Origin of the sequence: Microbacterium sp. bgisy203, assembly GCF_965345155.1 — a bacterium.
Classification (GTDB): Bacteria; Actinomycetota; Actinomycetes; order Actinomycetales; family Microbacteriaceae; genus Microbacterium.
Genome location: NZ_CBDRLZ010000004.1, coordinates 285,522 through 301,616 on the forward strand (window position 1 = coordinate 285,522; position 16,095 = coordinate 301,616).

At 68.8% G+C, this 16,095-nt stretch carries 13 protein-coding genes, 1 tRNA gene and 1 pseudogene; 9 read left to right on the forward strand and 6 right to left on the reverse strand.

Going from position 1 to position 16,095, the window contains the following annotated elements:
• Positions 1–122 precede the first annotated feature (122 nt).
• From ACRVYW_RS09085 to ACRVYW_RS09095, 3 genes are all read right to left on the reverse strand, one after another.
• Positions 123–1,133 carry an amidase domain-containing protein gene (locus ACRVYW_RS09085; protein WP_431803824.1) on the reverse strand — a complete coding sequence of 337 codons (1,011 nt, stop codon included), beginning with the start codon at positions 1,131–1,133 and terminating at the stop codon, positions 123–125.
• Between the two features lie 127 nt (positions 1,134–1,260).
• Complete coding sequence (locus tag ACRVYW_RS09090) at positions 1,261–2,214, reverse strand: transglutaminase family protein (protein WP_431803826.1); 954 nt, start codon at positions 2,212–2,214, stop codon at positions 1,261–1,263.
• Complete coding sequence (locus ACRVYW_RS09095; protein ID WP_431803828.1) at positions 2,211–4,760, reverse strand: circularly permuted type 2 ATP-grasp protein; 2,550 nt, start codon at positions 4,758–4,760, stop codon at positions 2,211–2,213. Before ACRVYW_RS09095 ends, ACRVYW_RS09090 begins: the two co-directional genes overlap by 4 nt.
• 132 nt (positions 4,761–4,892) lie before the next feature.
• Here ACRVYW_RS09095 and ACRVYW_RS09100 point away from each other — a divergent pair, with 132 nt between their 5' ends.
• The 3 genes from ACRVYW_RS09100 (at position 4,893) to ACRVYW_RS09110 (ending at position 6,862) form a co-directional block, all read left to right on the forward strand.
• Positions 4,893–5,393, forward strand: coding sequence for an amino-acid N-acetyltransferase (locus tag ACRVYW_RS09100; RefSeq protein ID WP_431803830.1), 501 nt, complete (start codon positions 4,893–4,895; stop codon positions 5,391–5,393).
• A 26-nt stretch (positions 5,394–5,419) separates the two neighbouring features.
• Positions 5,420–6,124: a hypothetical protein gene (locus ACRVYW_RS09105; protein ID WP_431803832.1), complete on the forward strand. Its 705-nt coding sequence runs from the start codon at positions 5,420–5,422 to the stop codon at positions 6,122–6,124.
• A 327-nt stretch (positions 6,125–6,451) separates the two neighbouring features.
• The gene (locus tag ACRVYW_RS09110) at positions 6,452–6,862 is read left to right on the forward strand and encodes a dehydrogenase (protein ID WP_431803834.1); all 411 of its coding nucleotides are present in this window, start codon (positions 6,452–6,454) and stop codon (positions 6,860–6,862) included.
• Positions 6,863–6,901: 39 nt separating this feature from the next.
• Here the strand turns inward: ACRVYW_RS09110 and radA are convergent, their stop codons facing one another.
• A complete protein-coding gene (radA, locus tag ACRVYW_RS09115; protein ID WP_431803836.1) occupies positions 6,902–8,263 on the reverse strand; it encodes a DNA repair protein RadA in 1,362 nt (453 codons plus the stop codon).
• 136 nt (positions 8,264–8,399) lie between these two features.
• A complete protein-coding gene (locus ACRVYW_RS09120; protein WP_431803838.1) occupies positions 8,400–9,353 on the reverse strand; it encodes an L-lactate dehydrogenase in 954 nt (317 codons plus the stop codon).
• A gap of 103 nt (positions 9,354–9,456) precedes the next feature.
• Here ACRVYW_RS09120 and ACRVYW_RS09125 point away from each other — a divergent pair, with 103 nt between their 5' ends.
• Positions 9,457–10,161 carry a DUF899 domain-containing protein gene (locus ACRVYW_RS09125; RefSeq protein ID WP_431803840.1) on the forward strand — a complete coding sequence of 235 codons (705 nt, stop codon included), beginning with the start codon at positions 9,457–9,459 and terminating at the stop codon, positions 10,159–10,161.
• Here the strand turns inward: ACRVYW_RS09125 and ACRVYW_RS09130 are convergent.
• Complete coding sequence (locus ACRVYW_RS09130; RefSeq protein WP_431803842.1) at positions 10,128–11,528, reverse strand: MFS transporter; 1,401 nt, start codon at positions 11,526–11,528, stop codon at positions 10,128–10,130. The two genes, ACRVYW_RS09125 and ACRVYW_RS09130, sit on opposite strands and share 34 nt — an antisense overlap.
• Before the next feature lie 94 nt (positions 11,529–11,622).
• Between ACRVYW_RS09130 and ACRVYW_RS09135 the strand changes: the two genes are divergently transcribed.
• The 5 genes and pseudogenes from ACRVYW_RS09135 to ACRVYW_RS09155 all read left to right on the forward strand — a co-directional run.
• Positions 11,623–11,713: transfer RNA gene (locus ACRVYW_RS09135), tRNA-Ser, on the forward strand.
• A gap of 606 nt (positions 11,714–12,319) precedes the next feature.
• A complete protein-coding gene (locus ACRVYW_RS09140; RefSeq protein ID WP_431803844.1) occupies positions 12,320–12,856 on the forward strand; it encodes a hypothetical protein in 537 nt (178 codons plus the stop codon).
• A complete protein-coding gene (locus tag ACRVYW_RS09145) occupies positions 12,846–13,622 on the forward strand; it encodes a hypothetical protein (RefSeq protein ID WP_431803846.1) in 777 nt (258 codons plus the stop codon). The genes ACRVYW_RS09140 and ACRVYW_RS09145 overlap by 11 nt, the downstream gene beginning before the upstream one ends.
• Positions 13,609–14,778, forward strand: coding sequence for a GTP pyrophosphokinase (locus ACRVYW_RS09150; protein WP_431803848.1), 1,170 nt, complete (start codon positions 13,609–13,611; stop codon positions 14,776–14,778). Before ACRVYW_RS09145 ends, ACRVYW_RS09150 begins: the two co-directional genes overlap by 14 nt.
• Positions 14,779–14,876: 98 nt before the next feature.
• A pseudogene (locus tag ACRVYW_RS09155) lies at positions 14,877–16,095 on the forward strand (IS3 family transposase); the annotation flags it as partial.

The following is a 16,095-nucleotide window of genomic DNA, read 5'->3' on the forward strand; positions in this document are numbered from 1 at the left end:
CGGACGCGTTGTTCGAGGGAGGGGTCGGATGCCGAGGCATCCGGCCCCTTTCGCGTGCGCGGGGGTGTCCGACGGGAGGCTGCGCCGCTCGCGCAACGCCCGGGGGATGAGCGACGGCGCGCTCAGGGGATGTGGTAGATCCGCACTGTAGAGTCGGTGTGCTCGACGGAGAGGGCGTGGGTGAGCTCGCGGAACTCGCCGTCGTAGTTGTGGCTGATGAACGACACCACCGGCGGACCGCCCGGCACGTACTCGACCTTCGACACCGTCATCGTGTGGTCCATGCTCGCGCCGGTCTCGCCCCAGTTGAACAGGCCGATGTCGCCGACCCGCACGCGGTCGAGATCGTCCTGGGTCGAGTACGAGAACCCGAGTTGGTCGAAGTAGGCGGCCATCGCAGCCGTCGCGATCCACGGCTTCGACGCCGTCCACATGGCGCCCTTCGAGTACCAGGTGCGGTCGTTCTGCCAGCCGCGCGCGATGAGGCCCTGGCTCGCGAAGTTCGTGCAGTCTCCGCCGTAGCTGTTGTAGTCGCCCCACTCGGCGGTGTTGTAGTCGAAGACGTAGGTGTGCAGGTAGGCCATCTGCGCGGCGACGTCGCCGCCCGTCGGCTGGGTGCTCGTGCCCTCGGCATCCTGCGCGAGCTGAGCGCGATAGGCCTCGGCATCCGTTTTCACCGCTGCGGATGCCTGGTCGACCTGCGTCTGCGCAGCCGACACCTCGTCGGGGGTGGATGCGGCGCGGAGCGTCTCGATCGCTGCGTAGAGGGCGTCTTCGGTGGGGCGCGCGGCGTCGGAGTAGTCGGCGAGGACCGCCAGCGCGGCATCGACCGCGGGGGCGGTGTCTACGCCTGGCGCCGGGGCGCCGGCGGGTGTGTCAGCGCTCGCGTCGCGGCTCGCGTCGGAGGGCGCCGCGCTCTCGCCGCCGGCGAGGGAGGAGGCCGCTCCCGCGGCCTTCGAGGTGTCGACGCTCGGGTCCGGTCGCTCCCCGAGCGAGCGGACGAAGCCCGCGATCCCGACGGCGAGTGCCGCGACGATGATCACGGCGAGCACGGCCGCGACGAGCCGCCGCCGACGCTGAACGCGACGGCGACGCGCGGCGCGGGCGGAGCGCGTGGTCGGGGTGGAGGACACGGCCCGACACTAACAGCGCCGCCCGGGAATGCGCCCGATGCTTACCCGCGTCCGCCGCATGTTCTGCTTCGGTCAGAGCACGCGGCGCCCACGATCGAGCGCTCCGAGGCGCGCCACGACGCGGATCTCAGAGCGGCGCGACGTCGACCGAAACGCGCAGCGTCGACTTCTTCGCCTTCGTGAAGATGATGCCCTTGACGGGCGAGACGTCGCCGTAGTCGCGGCCCCACGCGACCGTGATGTAGCGGTCGTTCGCCCACTGGTTGTTGGTCGGGTCGATCGCGAGCCACTGGGCCCCGCTCGGGTCGTCGTCCGACCCCGTGCCCGGCACCCACACCGCGAGCCACGCGTGCGACGCATCGGCGCCGAAGACGCGCTCCTTGCCGGGCGGCGGCTGCGTCGCGAGGTACCCCGACACGTAGCGAGCGGCGACGCCGTTGCCGCGCAGGCACGCGAGCGCGACGTGCGCGAAATCCTGGCAGACACCCGCACGCTTGCGCATCGCGTCGGCGACGGTGCTGGTCACAGTCGTCGCGGTCTTGTCGTAGTCGAAGTCGCGGAAGATCCGCTCCATCAGGTCGGTGACCGCCTCGCCGAGGGGCCGGCCCGGGGTGAGCGACTCGGCGCCGTACGCCGTCGCATCGGCCACGTGCGCGACGCGCGGCGACTCGAGCGCGTACTCCGTCGCCGCCCACGCGCCTGGGATCTCGGGGTGGGCGAGCGGCCGCGCGCGCTCCCACGGCTGGGCGAGCGCCTCGTCGTCGTAGGCGGGGGCGGCCACCGTCACATCGCTCGACGAGGTGATCGTCAGCTCGTCGTGCGGGTCGGTGACGTGGAAGAAGGTCGACGCGTTGCCGAAGTAGTCGCGGTCGGGGGCGAGGTCGCCGGGCGAGGGGTCGACGGTGACGTCGGATGCCTCGACGCGCTGCCACGGGAGCGTTCGCGGCACGAGGTGGAACTGGCCGACGCTGTCTTGCACGGGCTTCGCATAGCTGTAGGCGGTGCGGTGCCACACGCGATAGCGGCGGGTGGCGGGTTCCGGCATCCCCGCGCCCTGCGGGAGGTTCTCGTCGGCGCTCATCCGCGCGACTCCATGACCTCGATGAGTGACAGCTCGGAGAGCGGCACCGCGGGCGGCCCGCTCTCGAAGTGCAGGTGACGCACCGCGTCGGAGAGCTGCTCGAGCTGCGTCTTGACCTCGTCGAGTGCCCCGACGAGCACGTCGCGCCGTCCCTTCGTGACGGTGGCGAGCGAGGTCACATCGACCGCATCGAGCTCGGTCTCGAGGTGGTCGAGCAGGCGTTCCGCGCGCGTCGATCCGGTCGAGGCGGGCATCGCGGCGAGGTGCGTGCGGAGCTCGCCGAGCGCGAAGCGCAGCGACCGGGGGTTCGTGGGGTCGAGCAGCAGCAGGTCGAGCACGTCGGCCGCGCGCACCGTCCCGCGCGAACGGCGACGGTACGTGACGACGCTCTCGGATGCCAGGAGCACCGCTTCGAGCACGGCACGGTCGGCGCGGCCCTCGTGCCGGTCGGCGAGCGCCGCCGACAGCAGTGCGCACAGCTGCAGGCCGCGCTCGAGGTAGCGGCCCGCCTCGATCATGTGCCATCCGGTGTCGCGGATCATGTTCGCCGTGACGCCGTAGAGCGACAGCATCGCGGCGAGCATCCGTCCGGCCGACTCGGACGTGCGGTGCGGGTGCGCGGAGCTGCGGAGCGAACGCGTCGCGCGGTCGATGTTCGCGAACACGCGCCACGTGTCGCCGGAGAGCTGGTCGCGCACACCCTCCATCGCGTCGCGCAGGCGGGCGATGGAGTGGGCGGCCGACCCCGGGCGTCCGGCGTCGAGCAGCAGCGAACGGAATTCCGCGCCCGGGTCGAGCGACCGCATGCCCGCGAGCCGCCCCAGCGCGTCGAGCAGCACCCGCGGGGTCTCGGCGATGACCCCCGCCGCGTACGCGCCGGGTTGGTCGAGCTCCGCTTCGGCGGTCAGCAGCAGGCGCAGGAGGTCTTCCGTCCGCTCGGCGTACCGACCGGTCCAGAACATGTCCTCGTGCGCACGAGGCGACAGGAGGGGGATCCGCCGCACCACGGCGCCCGCCGGCACGGGGGCGATCTCGACCAGGTTCTGGTCGGGATCGGTGGGGGCCGCCTTCAGCACCCACACGTCCTTCGTACGCGGGGGCGCCTCGGGGCTCTCCCGCACGGTCGCGAGCCCCCCGACGAGCGGCCGGTAGGCCGAGCCGTAGCGCAGCGTGAACGCCCGGAGGGTCAGCGGCTGCGCGGCGGCGCGGCTCGACGTGCGTCCGCCGGCCGGGTCCCAGACGGGCGTCTGCGACAGCGGCAGCAGGTTCTGCCCGACGAACCGGTGCGGTTCGGCCCCGATGCGGGCGGCGAGGTCTGTCGGGTCGAGGCCCGACACGGTCTTCCGCGGTTCGTCGATCGTCCGCACGATGAGGCCGGGGTCGCGGTCCGCGAGGCGCGCGAGCACGAGATCGCGGGATGCCGGGTCGCCGCACCACCACGTCGGAACGGACGGCAGCCGCAGCTGCTCGCCGAGCAGCAGTTCGCACGCGTCGGCGAGGTACGGGAAGAGCGCCGGGTTCTCGAGCACTCCCGCCCCGAGACCGTTGACGAGCCGGACGTTTCCCCGCCGGACGACCTCGGTGAGACCCGCGACGCCGAGGCGCGACTTGCCGCGGAGCTCGAGAGGGTCGCACCAATCGGCATCCACACGGCGGATGATGACGTCGATGCGGTCGGTGGGCCGGCGCGCGGGCCACCCGGCGGGCTTCATCCACACGTAGCCGTCGCGGGTGACGAGGTCGCTGCCCTGCACGAGCGGCAGACCGAGCGCGTTCGCGAGGAAGGCCTGGTCGAACGCCGTCTCGCTCAGGGTGCCGGGGGTGAGGATGACGACGCGCGGGTCGTCGACCGTCTCGGCCACCGACGACAGCAGCGCGGCGCGGAGGGCGGCGTAATAGGGGTCGAGGTGGTGCAGGCTGCTCTCCTGGAAGAGGTCGGGCAGCACCTGCGAGATGACGCGGCGGTTCTCGGCGGCGAAGCCGAGACCGGACGGCGCCTGCACCCGGTCGGCAAGCGCGTGCCACTCGCCCGCGGCGTCGCGACCGAGATCGACGGCCGACAGCAGAAGCGGATGCGGGTCGGCGGCGCTCGAGCGGGCGAGCGGGCGGAGGTATCCGCTGTGGCCGAAGACGAGGGGAGCGGGGACGATGCCTTCGCGCAGCAGCCTGCGCTCACCGTAGAGGTCGATGAGGACGGCGTTCAGAAGCTCGGCGCGCTGGGCGAGACCGATCTCGAGGGGTGCCCATCCGGCGGGGTCGAGAACGAGCGGCATCGGGTCGAGCTGCCACGGCTGGGCGCCGGCGTCGGGGCGCACGTAGGAGACGCCGTCGTCGGCGAGAAAGCGGACGATCTCGCCGTCGACCCGCTCGAGGTCGTCGGCGGTGAGGGCGAGCGCGTGCGACGCGAGCGTCTTCCAGCCGGGGCGGAAGGCTCCGTCGACGCCGACGACCTCGTCGTAGCGGGGGGTCTCGGCGGCGCCGAGCTCCGCGCCGAACGACAGGGTCGGCTGAGACACCGCGGCGGCGTAGTCGCGCAGCACGCTCACGTCGTCTCCCTCACGCGCGGCGCACGCCGACGCTCCCAGGCCTCCAGCGTAGGGGGCGTGGGGCATGTCGGGCCGCATCGGCGAGACACCCGCGCCGCGCGGGGAGCACGGGTGCGGCAATACAGTGGTGGCGTGCCCGCGTTCACCGTCCGCCCCGCCCGAACCGCGGACGTCCGCGGCATCCTCGCCCTGCTCGATCCGTGGGTGCAGCGCCGGATCCTCCTCGGTAAGGACGTCGTCACCGTCTACGAGGCCGTGCAGGAGTTCGTCGTCGCCGAGGCGGACGGCGTACTGATCGGGTGCGGGGCTCTGCACGTGATGTGGGAGGACCTCGGTGAAGTGCGCACGCTCATCGTGGCGGATGCCTGGGCGCACCGCGGCGTGGGGGCGGCGGTCGTCGATGCGCTGGAGCACCGCGCGCGCGACCTCGGCCTGTCACGTCTGTTCTGCCTGACCTTCGAGGTCGACTTCTTCTCGCGGCGCGGATTCGCGCCGATCGGCGAGCAGGTCGTCGACCCGGACGTGTACTCGCAACTGTTGCGGAGTCCTGATGAGGGCGTCGCGGAGTTCCTCGACCTCGCGCACGTCAAGCCGAACACCCTCGGCAACACCCGCATGCTGAAACAGCTCTGAGCGGCACTCGCGCTTAGCCTGAGAGGGTGAGCACGCCCCGCCGACGTCCGAGCCCTGCCGTCTACCGGCGGCGGCGCCTCGTCGCGGTGCTCCTGCTCCTTCTGGTGGTCGCCGCGGTCGTCCTCGCGATCTGGCAGCCGTGGCGTGCCGCCGCGGCGGATGCCGGGCGCGCTCCCGGCCCGTCGCCGTCCGCGCCGTCGTCGACCATCCCCGCGCCGTCGATGCAGACGCCGACCGAGAGCCCGACGGACGCCGCACCCGAGGAGGCGACGGAGAACGACGCGACGGGGGATGCCGAGCCCGCGCCCGACGCGAGCGCCACCCCGATCCCGGCGTGCACCACCGGCGACATCTCGGTGCTCGCGGTGACCGATAAGGACGTCTACGGGTCCGGTGAGCTTCCCCAGCTCACGATCACCCTGTCGAACACCTCGGACGAGCCGTGCCTCATCAACGTCGGCACGGCGAAGCAGTCGTTCGTCATCACGAGCGGGAGCGACACGTGGTGGCGTTCGACCGACTGCCAAACAGAGTCGAGCGACCAGGTCGTGCAGCTCGCGGCCGGACAGACGGTGTCGAGCGTGACACCCCTCGCGTGGGATCGCACGCGGTCATCGACCGAGACCTGCGACTCGACCTCGCGGCCCCAGGCGCCGGCGGGATACTTCCACCTGCAGGTGTCGATCGGCGGCATCGTCGGTGCGGACACGAGAGTGTTCCAGCTGCGCTGATCGCGGCATCCGCTCGGCGCTTCGGCGGGGCCGATCTGCGGCCGAGACGGTATATCGCTTTCTGAGAACATTCTCATGCATTGATCGGCCTCGGCAGGCCCCAGCGGCGCCATCCGGTCGTACCCTTGTCGTAGTTCCTCCGGCGAGTCCCCGCTGTCCCCAGCAGCGGTTCTCGACACCAAACCCCAGTGGTCTCGAATACAGGACATCTCCGGCGAGTGAGCTTTGGCCCTCTCGATCCTCCCAGTCCCCAATGTGAGGATCGAGAGGGCCCCCCTCTTTCTGCGGTGTTTCTGCCCCGGCATCCCCTCTTCTAGGCTGGTGTGCATGGCGGGGAAGAAGCGCACCAAGAAGGCGAAGGAGCCCTTGGAGTTCCGGAACACCCAACTCGCCGACGCCCTGCAGACGCAGGACATGGCGGCCCTCGCATTCGCGCTCCGCCACGGTCCGACTGTCGTGCCGCTCATGCGCGCCGGGCAGCGCGACGATCCCCGCGACAGCGGCGAGGTCTGGACGTACCGCGACCCGAACACCGGCGACGTGGCGCTGCTTCTCTTCAGTGACGCCGCGCACAAGCCCGACGCGCTCCCGCCCGCCGTAGGACTGCAGTCGCCGGGGTGGCTGCGCGCCTTCCTCGGGGTGCACGGCGACGAGATCACGACGGTGTTCTTCGACATCGCCGGCCCGCACCCCATGCAGGCATCCCCGAACGATCTGATCGCTGCCCTCGACGCGTGACGTGGCGGCGCGGTTTGCGGCCTGCTCGACGCCCGTCGGTCAGAACGTCGGTTCGTCGCCCCGCTCGATCGGGTGAAGGCGCGCGAGGTCGCGGAGCGCTCCGCGCAGGTCGCGGGATGCCGTGTCGACGACCGACCGGTACCCCAGGCGCGCCGCCTCGGTGCGACGCTGATCGTGCTGGGTGACCGCACGCACCTCTCCGGCGAGGCTCAGCTCGCCGATGGCGACGAGTTTCGCGGGGTTCGGCCTGTTGGTGACCGCGCTCGCGACGGCGAGGGCGATCGCGAGGTCGGCGGCGGGTTCGACCAGGCGCACACCGCCGACCGTCGAGACGTACACGTCCTGGTCTGAGACGCGGATGCCGGCGCGCTTTTCGAGCACCGCGAGGATCATCGCCACGCGCGCGCCGTCGACGCCGCTGACGATCCGGCGCGGGTTGGGGCCCGACCCGGGAAGGGTCAGCGCCTGGACTTCGACCGGGAGCGCCCGCCGCCCCTCGAGCGCCACCGTGACGCACGTGCCGGGCTCGCGCGACCCGTGCCCGAGGAACAGCGCGCTCGGGTCGGGGACCTCGGCGATGCCGTGCTGCGTCTGCTCGAAGCAGCCGACCTCGTCGGTCGCCCCGAACCGGTTCTTCAGCGCGCGCACGAAGCGCAGCGACGTCTGCCGGTCGCCTTCGAAGTGGCAGACGACGTCGACGAGGTGCTCGAGAATGCGGGGACCTGCGACCTGCCCGTCCTTGGTCACGTGCCCGACGAGGAGGACGGGGAGGTTCCGCTCCTTCGCGACGCGGATGAGGGTCGACGCGACCTCGCGCACCTGGCTCGGGTGTCCCGCGGCGCCGTCGATGAGGCTCGACGACACGGTCTGCACCGAGTCGACGATGAGAAGCTCCGGCGCCGTGTCGTCGACGTGCCCGAGGATCGTAGCGAGGTCGGTCTCGCTCGCGAGGTAGAGCTCGGGGTGCAGGGCGCCGGTGCGCTCGGCGCGCAGGCGCACCTGGCCGAGTGACTCCTCGGCGCTCACGTAGAGCACGCGGCGCCCGGCGACGGCCGACTTCGCGGCGACGTCGAGGAGCAGCGTCGACTTGCCGACGCCCGGCTCGCCGGACAGGAGGATCGCCGCCCCCGGCACGATGCCGCCGCCGAGCACCCGGTCGAACTCGCCGACGCCGCTCGTGCGCCGCGGGGTCTCACGCGTGTCGATCTCGGTGATGGGTCGGGCGGCGCGGGTGGGCGCGAGGGGGGCGACGGCGGATGCCGAGATGCCGGTCGGCGTCGCCGCTTCGACGACCGTGCCCCACTGCTGGCACTCGCCGCAGCGCCCGACCCACTTCGCGCTCGTCCACCCGCACTCGGTGCAACGGTAGGCGAGGGTCGTCGCGGCGCGTTTGGATGCCATGGTGCCAGGCTATCCGCGGCATCCGACATCGCCGCCTGCGGCGCACCTCGGGCCTGCGGCGCACCCCGGGCCTGCGGCGCACCCCGGGCGCGCGGCGGAACGGGCCCGTACCCGCGCTCGGCACGACCGCCCGGGCTCAGCGCAGCGCGTCGGCGACCTCGCGCAGCGCGTCGGCGGAGCGACGGAACAGGTGCAGCTCGTGCGCGTCGAACTGGGTCTCGTGGATCGGGATGGCGCCCGAGGCGGAGACGACCGACGGCACCGAGAGGGCGACCCCCGAGACGCCGTGGAAGTCCTCGAGCACGGTCGCGACCGGCATGACGGTGTGCTCGTCTTCGAGGATCGCCTCGACGATCCGTGCCCCCGACAGGCCGATGGCATAGTTGGTGGCGCCCTTGCCCTTGATGACCTTGTATGCGGCATCCCGCACGTCCACCGCGATCTGGTCGAGCTCGTCGACCGTGAACTTCGGCTGGCCGTCGAGCGGCACCCAGTCGAGGATCGGCACGGTGCCGATCGTCGCGTGCGACCACAGCGGGAACTCGGTGTCACCGTGCTCGCCGACGATGTAGGCGTGCACGCTCGAGATCGAGACGCCCGCGCGCTGGGCGATCTTCCAGCGCAGGCGGGACGTGTCGAGGACGGTTCCCGAGCTGAAGACGCGCTCGCGCGGCAGACCGCTGACCTCCTGCGCGATGACGGCCATGACGTCGGCGGGGTTCGTGACGATCACGAACACGGCGTCGGGGGAGCGCTCGAGCAGCTGGGGGACGAGCGATTTGAGGATGCCGGCGTTCACCCCGGCGAGATCCGTGCGCGTCTGCCCGGGCTTCTGCTTCGCGCCGGCGGTGATCACGATGACGTGCGATCCCGTCGTGACGTCGAGGTCGGCGCCGCCGATGATGTCGCTCGAACCGGTGAACTGGGAGCCGTGCGCGAGGTCGAGGACCTCGGCCTCGGTGCGTTCGGCGGCGATGTCGTACAGCGCCACGTGGCGCGCGGATTCGCGGATGAGGGCGGCGTAGGCGACGGACGATCCGACGGCACCGGCGCCCACGACGGTCAGCTTGGAGTTCTCGATCGCGCTCATGCTCACAGTCTGGCAGTGCGGTGCCCCCCTTGCCAGTGTCGGAACCCCCGGCGAGCATGGAAGGCATTCGCGCCACTCACGCAACGAAGCCCCAGGAGTCGCCATGGCCGCCGCATCCGCCCTTCCACCCGTCGTCGACGCCGACACCTGGCAGCGCGAGCTCGATCGGCTCCGCGTGCGCGAGAAGGCGGTGACCCGAGAGCTCGATGCGGTGGCCGCGCAGCGGCGCAGGATGCCGATGGTCGAGCTCCCCGAGTACGTGCTGCAGGGCCCGGACGGCCCCGTCACCCTCGCCGAGATCTTCGGCGACAAAAGCCAGCTCATCGTCTACAGCCACATGTGGTTCCCGGGGAAGGAGTGGCAGTGCCCGGGGTGCACGGGGTGGACGTCGCAGTTCACGCGGCTGGAGTTCCTCGACGAGTACGACGCCCGCATGGTCATCGTCACGCAGGGTTCGATCGACGAGGCCCTCGCGTACAAGGAGCGCGTCGGCAATCGCATGGAGTGGTACTCCACGGAAGGCAGCCCGTTCGGTGCCGACATGGGCGCCCCGCCCGAGGCGGGGTTCGCCGTCAACGTGTTCCTCCGCGACGGCGACACCGTGTACCGCACCTGGCACACGGACGGGCGAGGCACCGAGCAGCTCGGCCATGTGCACGGTCTCATCGACGTGCTGCCATACGGGCGGCAGGAGGAGTGGCAGGACGTGCCCGACGGGTGGCCGCAGCACCCGACCTACGAAGGAGGTGCGACCTCGCAGGACATCGCCGCAGCTTACGGCCCGGGCGGCTCCTCCGCCTCGGCCTGAGCAGACCCGACGGGGTTCCGCACGCCCACCGCCGACACGACCGCGCCGACGACCAGCAGCACGGCCGTCACCCACGCCGCCCGGTGGAACCCCGCGAGATCGAGCGCGCTGCCGGCGATCGCGGCCAGAGACGCGATCGCGAGGAGCCCCGCGACCCGCGCGACCGCGTTATTAACCGCCGACGCGATGCCCGAGCGCTCGTGCGAGGACGATCCGAGGATCGCCGCCGTCAGCGGCGAGACGGTGATCGCGAGCCCGAGCCCCAGCACGATCATCCCGGGCAGGACCTGCCGCCAGTAGTCGAAATCCTCTCCGACGAGGAGGAGCAGCAGGCATCCCACCGCCATCACGAGCGGGCCGACCGTCATGAACACGCGCGGACCGTAGCGGCCCGAGAGGGCGCCGATCCGCGAGCTCAGCGCGATGACGAGGATGGTCGTCGGCAGGCTCGCGAGACCGGCGAGCGTCGCCGAGCGCCCGGCGCCCTGCTGCAGGTACACGGCGACGACGAAGCCGTTGAGCGACAGCGCCGCGTAGATGGACAGCGTGGCGAGGTTGCCGGCGGAGAACGTGCGGCTGCGGAACAGGTCGAGGGGGAGCAGGGGCTCCACGGTGCGCTGGCGGAGGACGAACCCCGCGAACAGCAGGATGCCGACGACCAGCGCGATCCAGAGCCACACGGTCGCGGGGTCGCCGGCCGCCGTCGCGGGCAGTTCGATCAGCGCGAGGACCGCGAGGCCGAGACCGGCTGTGCACAGGGCCGCGCCGATCCAGTCGATCTTCGCGCCGGGTCGGCGCTCGTCGCGGAGGTCGAGCCGGGTGAGGAGAGCGAGCGCGGTGCCGATCGGCAGGACGTTGATGAGGAACACCCACCGCCACGACGCGGTGTCGACGATGATGCCGCCGAGAAGGGGGCCCACGATCATCGCGCCCGTCGTCAGCGCCGTCCAGATGCCGATCGCCCGCGAGCGCACGGGCTCGTCCATCGTTCCGGTGATGAGGGCGAGCGAGCTCGGCACGAGAAATGCCCCGGCGACCCCCTGCAGGGCGCGCGCCGCGACGAGGAGCTCGATCGAGGGCGCCGCCGCGACCGCGATCGAGGCGAGGCCGAAGCCGATGAGCCCGATCCGGAGCACGAGAAGGCGCCCATAGGCGTCGCTCGCGGCGCCCGCGACGAGGATCAGCGCGCCGAGGGTGACGAGGTAGGCATCCACCGTCCACTGCTGCGTCGTGAGGCCCCCGCCGAGCTCTCGCGCGATCGCGGGCAGGGCGACGTTCACGACGGTGCCGTCGAGGAAGGCGACGAACGAGCCGAGCACGGCGATGGCGAGCACGAGCCGTTGCTGAGTCGTCATCCGCGCGGTCATCCCTCCACGCTACGTCTCGGTGGGGGTGTGACGGGTGCTCGTCGCCTGTCGAGCCGGTTCGCGGCATCCGCGCGGGTGTCGTAGGATGGACGACGGTGACGTGTCCGAGCGGCCGAAGGTGCAACTCTCGAAAAGTTGTGTAGGGTAACCCCCTACCGTGGGTTCAAATCCCACCGTCACCGCCAGAAAAACACCATATCAGCGCTCCTTTCGAGGGGCGCTGATTGGCGTTTGGGTAAAGAATGGGTATGAATTCTTTACCCATTCCCGCTCGCAGAGGCCCGAGATCGCCGCCGAGGCTTCGCGTATTCCCGCCTGTCACCAGGACTTTCCTACGGCTGGTAACCCTCACTTACGGTGGGAATCTCGCCCACGGTAGGTGACGTGCATTCGATCGGCGTGCGCCGGTGTGTTTGTTGGCCTCTCGACAGGCCACCGGCGGTCGCAGGCGTAGTCAGAATTGGCCACGCGATTGACGTACCTCGATCGGGCATCATTCCGGGCGGCTCAATCGAGCGGCCGCTCCTTTCGCCCTTGAAGATGTGACAGTCGCTCTCGCGGATGTACGGTTCACCACCGGCATTCGTGCAATTGGACTGCATCTGCCCGAGGTGGTCCACACGAAGCGCTGAGCTCGATTGGCAGGCGGGACGCACGTCCGAAGATCGGTTCGCGGATTCGCTCTGCGTTTGTCTAGGCGTATGGAGCCGAGAGGCACAAGCGCGAGTTCAGGCGCAGGATGTCGGGCCCAAGGTCTAAGCTGTGTGCCTAATTGGGGATGGGAGATTCTGGTGGATATCAAGGTTGATCCGGAGCTGGCCGCGATGTCGGCCGTTTTTGACGCACTCAGTGAACTGGATGACGCGCAGAGGCGTCGTGTCATCGATTGGGTATCGAGTCGATACGAGATCGCGACTAAGCCGAGTGGTCGAGTCCACACGCAAGAGGAGAAGCGCGAAGACGACGAAGATCAAGATGATATCCCCGACGACGTCGACGACAGTCCTACCAGGTGGGAGCACTTCGCTGACTTGTTTTCTGCGGCGGACCCGAAGACGGAGTCCCACAAACTGCTGGTCGCCGGTTACTGGGCGCAAGTTGTTCAGGGACAGGCGTCGTTCGGATCGTTCACCTTGAACAAGGACTTGAAGGATCTCGGCCATGGCGCGACTCACACAGCCACAAGCATGGACCGCCTCATCAAGGAGCGTCCGCAATTGGTGCTTCAACTCAAGAAGTCCGGCAAGAGCCAGCAGGCGCGCAAGACATACAAGCTCACGGATGCTGGGAAGAAGGCCGTTGAGCAGATGATCGCGAATGGCGCTTGATCCGAAGGCCGCGTTCAACGCGCTTCCACCTCCGCTCGTTGCGGACCTTCTTGACGCTTTTCAACAGGTCGTCAAGAACTACGCTGAGCATCGGTGGGAGCCGTCAGAACTTAACGGCGGCAAGCTCTGCGAGGCGGCCTACACGATCCTCACCGGCTACTTCGAGGGCACATATGAGCAACGCGCACACAAGCCCAAGGACATGGTGAGCGCATGCCGGAACTTGGAGAAGGAGCAGGGACCGCGTTCAGCACGAATCCAGATCCCGCGCATGATCGTCGCGCTCTACGAGATTCGGAATAACCGTGGCGTCGGCCACGCAGGCGGCGACGTAGACCCCAACCACATGGACGCCACCGCCGTCGTGTACATGAGCAAGTGGGTGGTAGCGGAGCTCGTTCGGCTACTCCACGGACTCACGACCGAGGAAGCCACGGACCTCGTTGACGCTCTCGTGGAACGGGAAGTCGCACTCGTCTGGCGAAACGGCGATAAGCGGCGCGTGCTGGCGACCGGCTTGACACTGCGCAAGGGCACCCTCTTGCTTCTGTCGGGCGTAACCGAGGCACGAGAGTCAGACCTGGCTTCGTGGCTGGAACAGAAGCGCGCGGGGGACTACCGCAATAAGGTGCTCAAGCCAATGCACAAGGATCGCCTGATCGAGTACGACCAGGAAGCGGGGACGGTGGCCCTGATTCCTCCCGGTGTTGCAGCGGCTGAGACGCTCATTCACGAGCTAGGAGGTCGAAGTAGTGGCACGGAGTAGCGACTATCAATCGGCCTCGAAGCCACACCGCGAGCGAGGGAAGCAGATACGGTCACTGATCAAACAGGTGTTGTCTGATGAAGGAATCCCCGTCCACAGCGTCACGCACCGAGTCAAGACAGAAGGCAGCGCCTCCGCGAAGATCGACGCTAGCCCCAACCGCTATGGATCGTTCGGAGACCTTCATGACCTCCTGGGCGTGCGGGTGATTACACACCTGGCGACGGAAGTTGACGCTGTAGTCGCCTTGCTCCGCAAAGAGTTCGACGTGGACGGCAAGCGCTCCGTCGACAAGATTGCAGACCTCAACGCCGATGAATTCGGGTACCGGTCCTACCACCTAATCGTGAAGCTCAAGGACGACCGAGCTGCCCTTGCTGAGTGGCGCATCTTCGCCGGTATCTACTTCGAGATTCAGGTTCGATCGATCCTCCAACACGCCTGGGCGGAAATCGAGCACGACCTCGGTTACAAATCGTCCGTTGACGTTCCTCAGGAAATACACCGGCGATTCGCACGGCTAGCAGGAATTCTTGAACTTGCCGATGACGAGTTCGTCCGACTCACCAAGGACGCGAAGTCGCACGCTCGAAAGACGGATTCCGCCGTGAAGCGGGGTGTGAATGTTCCGGTCGATAGAGACTCCGTTCGGTCGCTAGCTACATCTTCGAGCGCTGTGAGAACCGCCGACGCGTACATTGCGGATCAGCTTGGCTGGGCGCTGCTGGCTGAGCCGTCGTCTGAGTACGCGACCCTTCGCGCGAAGGAACTTCGAGAAGTCGGCCTCGACACCATCGCCGACGTCGATCGAGAGATGAGTCGCCACGGGGAGCGCGTCGCCCGCTTCGCTGTTGCATGGTTCGAACACAGCCTCCCGGCTTCTCGCGCCGACGACGAGTACATGTTCATGGGCCAGAACGAGGCCGACGATGACGATGACGAATACGAACGGACAATCACTCCGGGCGTCAGCCTCTTTTATCTCTATCTACACTTGCTGATGGAACTCGAGGGTGATGAGTTCGACTCAGCGCCCGCGGACCCGAATGAGGACTTCGACGAAGAGGACTACGAGACAAACGATCTCCGACGTGTGGAGTTTCGGAGGGTGCACAGGGAGGTATTTGGGAGCGGACCCAGCGGGACCGGGTTCTAGGCCGTGTGGATTAAGTCGGTCTTGATCCAGATCAGCGTGGCGGCGAGGGCTGAATCGGCCTGACTTTCGTTCCGTTCTTCAAGCAAGGATGGAACTCGATGAACAGGAAGTATTCGCCGGAGATGCGTGAGCGGGCGTTGCGGATGCTCGCGGAGACGCGGCCGTCGCACCCGAACATGATGAGCGCGGTCCGTCACGTCGCTGGGCTGCTCGGGATGAGCCCGGAGACACTGCGTCTCTGGCAGCGACGGTACGAGGTCGACGCCGGCGCCAAGCCTGGTGTCACGACCGAGGCCGCGCAGCGGATCAAGCAGCTTGAGAAGGAGAACGCCGAGCTGCGCAAGGCGAATGAGATCCTCAAGGCTGCGAGCGTGTTTTTCGCGAAGGAGCTCGACCGCCCCTGACCGAGATGATCCGGTTCATCAACGAGTACCGGGATCGTTTCGGGGTCGAGCTCATCTGCCGGATGTTGCGCCCGGCAGTGCAGGGCTTTCTCACCTCACGCGGCTATCGCGCCGCGGTCGGCCGCGCGCCGTCGGCTCGGCAGTTGAAGGACGAACTCCTCGTCCCGGAGGTCGCCCGGTTACATGCGGAGAACTACGGTGTCTACGGGCGCCGGAAGATGCACGCCCTGATGCGTCGGCAAGGGTGGGAGATCGGTCGGGACCAGACCGCCTCATGCGCCTGGCCGGGGTGCGCGGTGTCCGCAAGTCGAAGAGGGTGTTCACGACCCGCTCGGACAAGACGACCGTGCTGCCGAGCGATCTCGTGAACCGCCGCTTCACCGCGCCAGCACCGCGGCGACTCTGGGTCTGCGACGTCACCTACGTCGCCACATGGTCCGGGTTCGCCTACGTCGCGTTCGTCACCGACGCCTACTCGAAACGCATCGTCGGATGGAACGTCGCCTCGACGTTGCGGTCGGAGATCCTCCCGCTGCCGGCGCTGGACATGGCCGCCTGGGGCGCCGGCGGCGACCTCACCGGGCTGACGCATCACTCGGACCACGGGTCGAACTACATGGCGATGGTCTACACCGACCGCATAGTCGAACTCGGCGCTGTCCCCTCCACCGGGACCGTCGGCGACAGCTACGACAACGCCCTCGCCGAGGCGATCAACAACCTCTACAAGACCGAACTGATCCGCCAGCGCGGGCCCTGGCGAACGGTCGAGCAGGTCGAGCTCGCGACCCTCGAATGGGTGTGGTGGTGGAACAACTCCCGCCTCCACGGCGAGCTCGACATGCGCACCCCCGCCGAGGTCGAACAGGCGTATTACGCTGACCAAGAATCAGCCAACCCGGCACCTGCCGGA

Excerpts from the sequence above, each read along its gene's own strand:
- ACRVYW_RS09125 (WP_431803840.1), top strand. The coding sequence starts at position 9,457 with ATGGCCGCCGCATCCGCCCTTCCACCCGTCGTCGACGCCGACACCTGG.
- ACRVYW_RS09110 (WP_431803834.1), top strand. The coding sequence starts at position 6,452 with ATGGCGGGGAAGAAGCGCACCAAGAAGGCGAAGGAGCCCTTGGAGTTC.
- ACRVYW_RS09120 (WP_431803838.1), bottom strand. The coding sequence starts at position 9,353 with ATGAGCGCGATCGAGAACTCCAAGCTGACCGTCGTGGGCGCCGGTGCC.
- radA (WP_431803836.1), bottom strand. The coding sequence starts at position 8,263 with ATGGCATCCAAACGCGCCGCGACGACCCTCGCCTACCGTTGCACCGAG.
- ACRVYW_RS09130 (WP_431803842.1), bottom strand. The coding sequence starts at position 11,528 with ATGACCGCGCGGATGACGACTCAGCAACGGCTCGTGCTCGCCATCGCC.
- ACRVYW_RS09145 (WP_431803846.1), top strand. The coding sequence starts at position 12,846 with ATGGCGCTTGATCCGAAGGCCGCGTTCAACGCGCTTCCACCTCCGCTC.
- ACRVYW_RS09090 (WP_431803826.1), bottom strand. The coding sequence starts at position 2,214 with ATGAGCGCCGACGAGAACCTCCCGCAGGGCGCGGGGATGCCGGAACCC.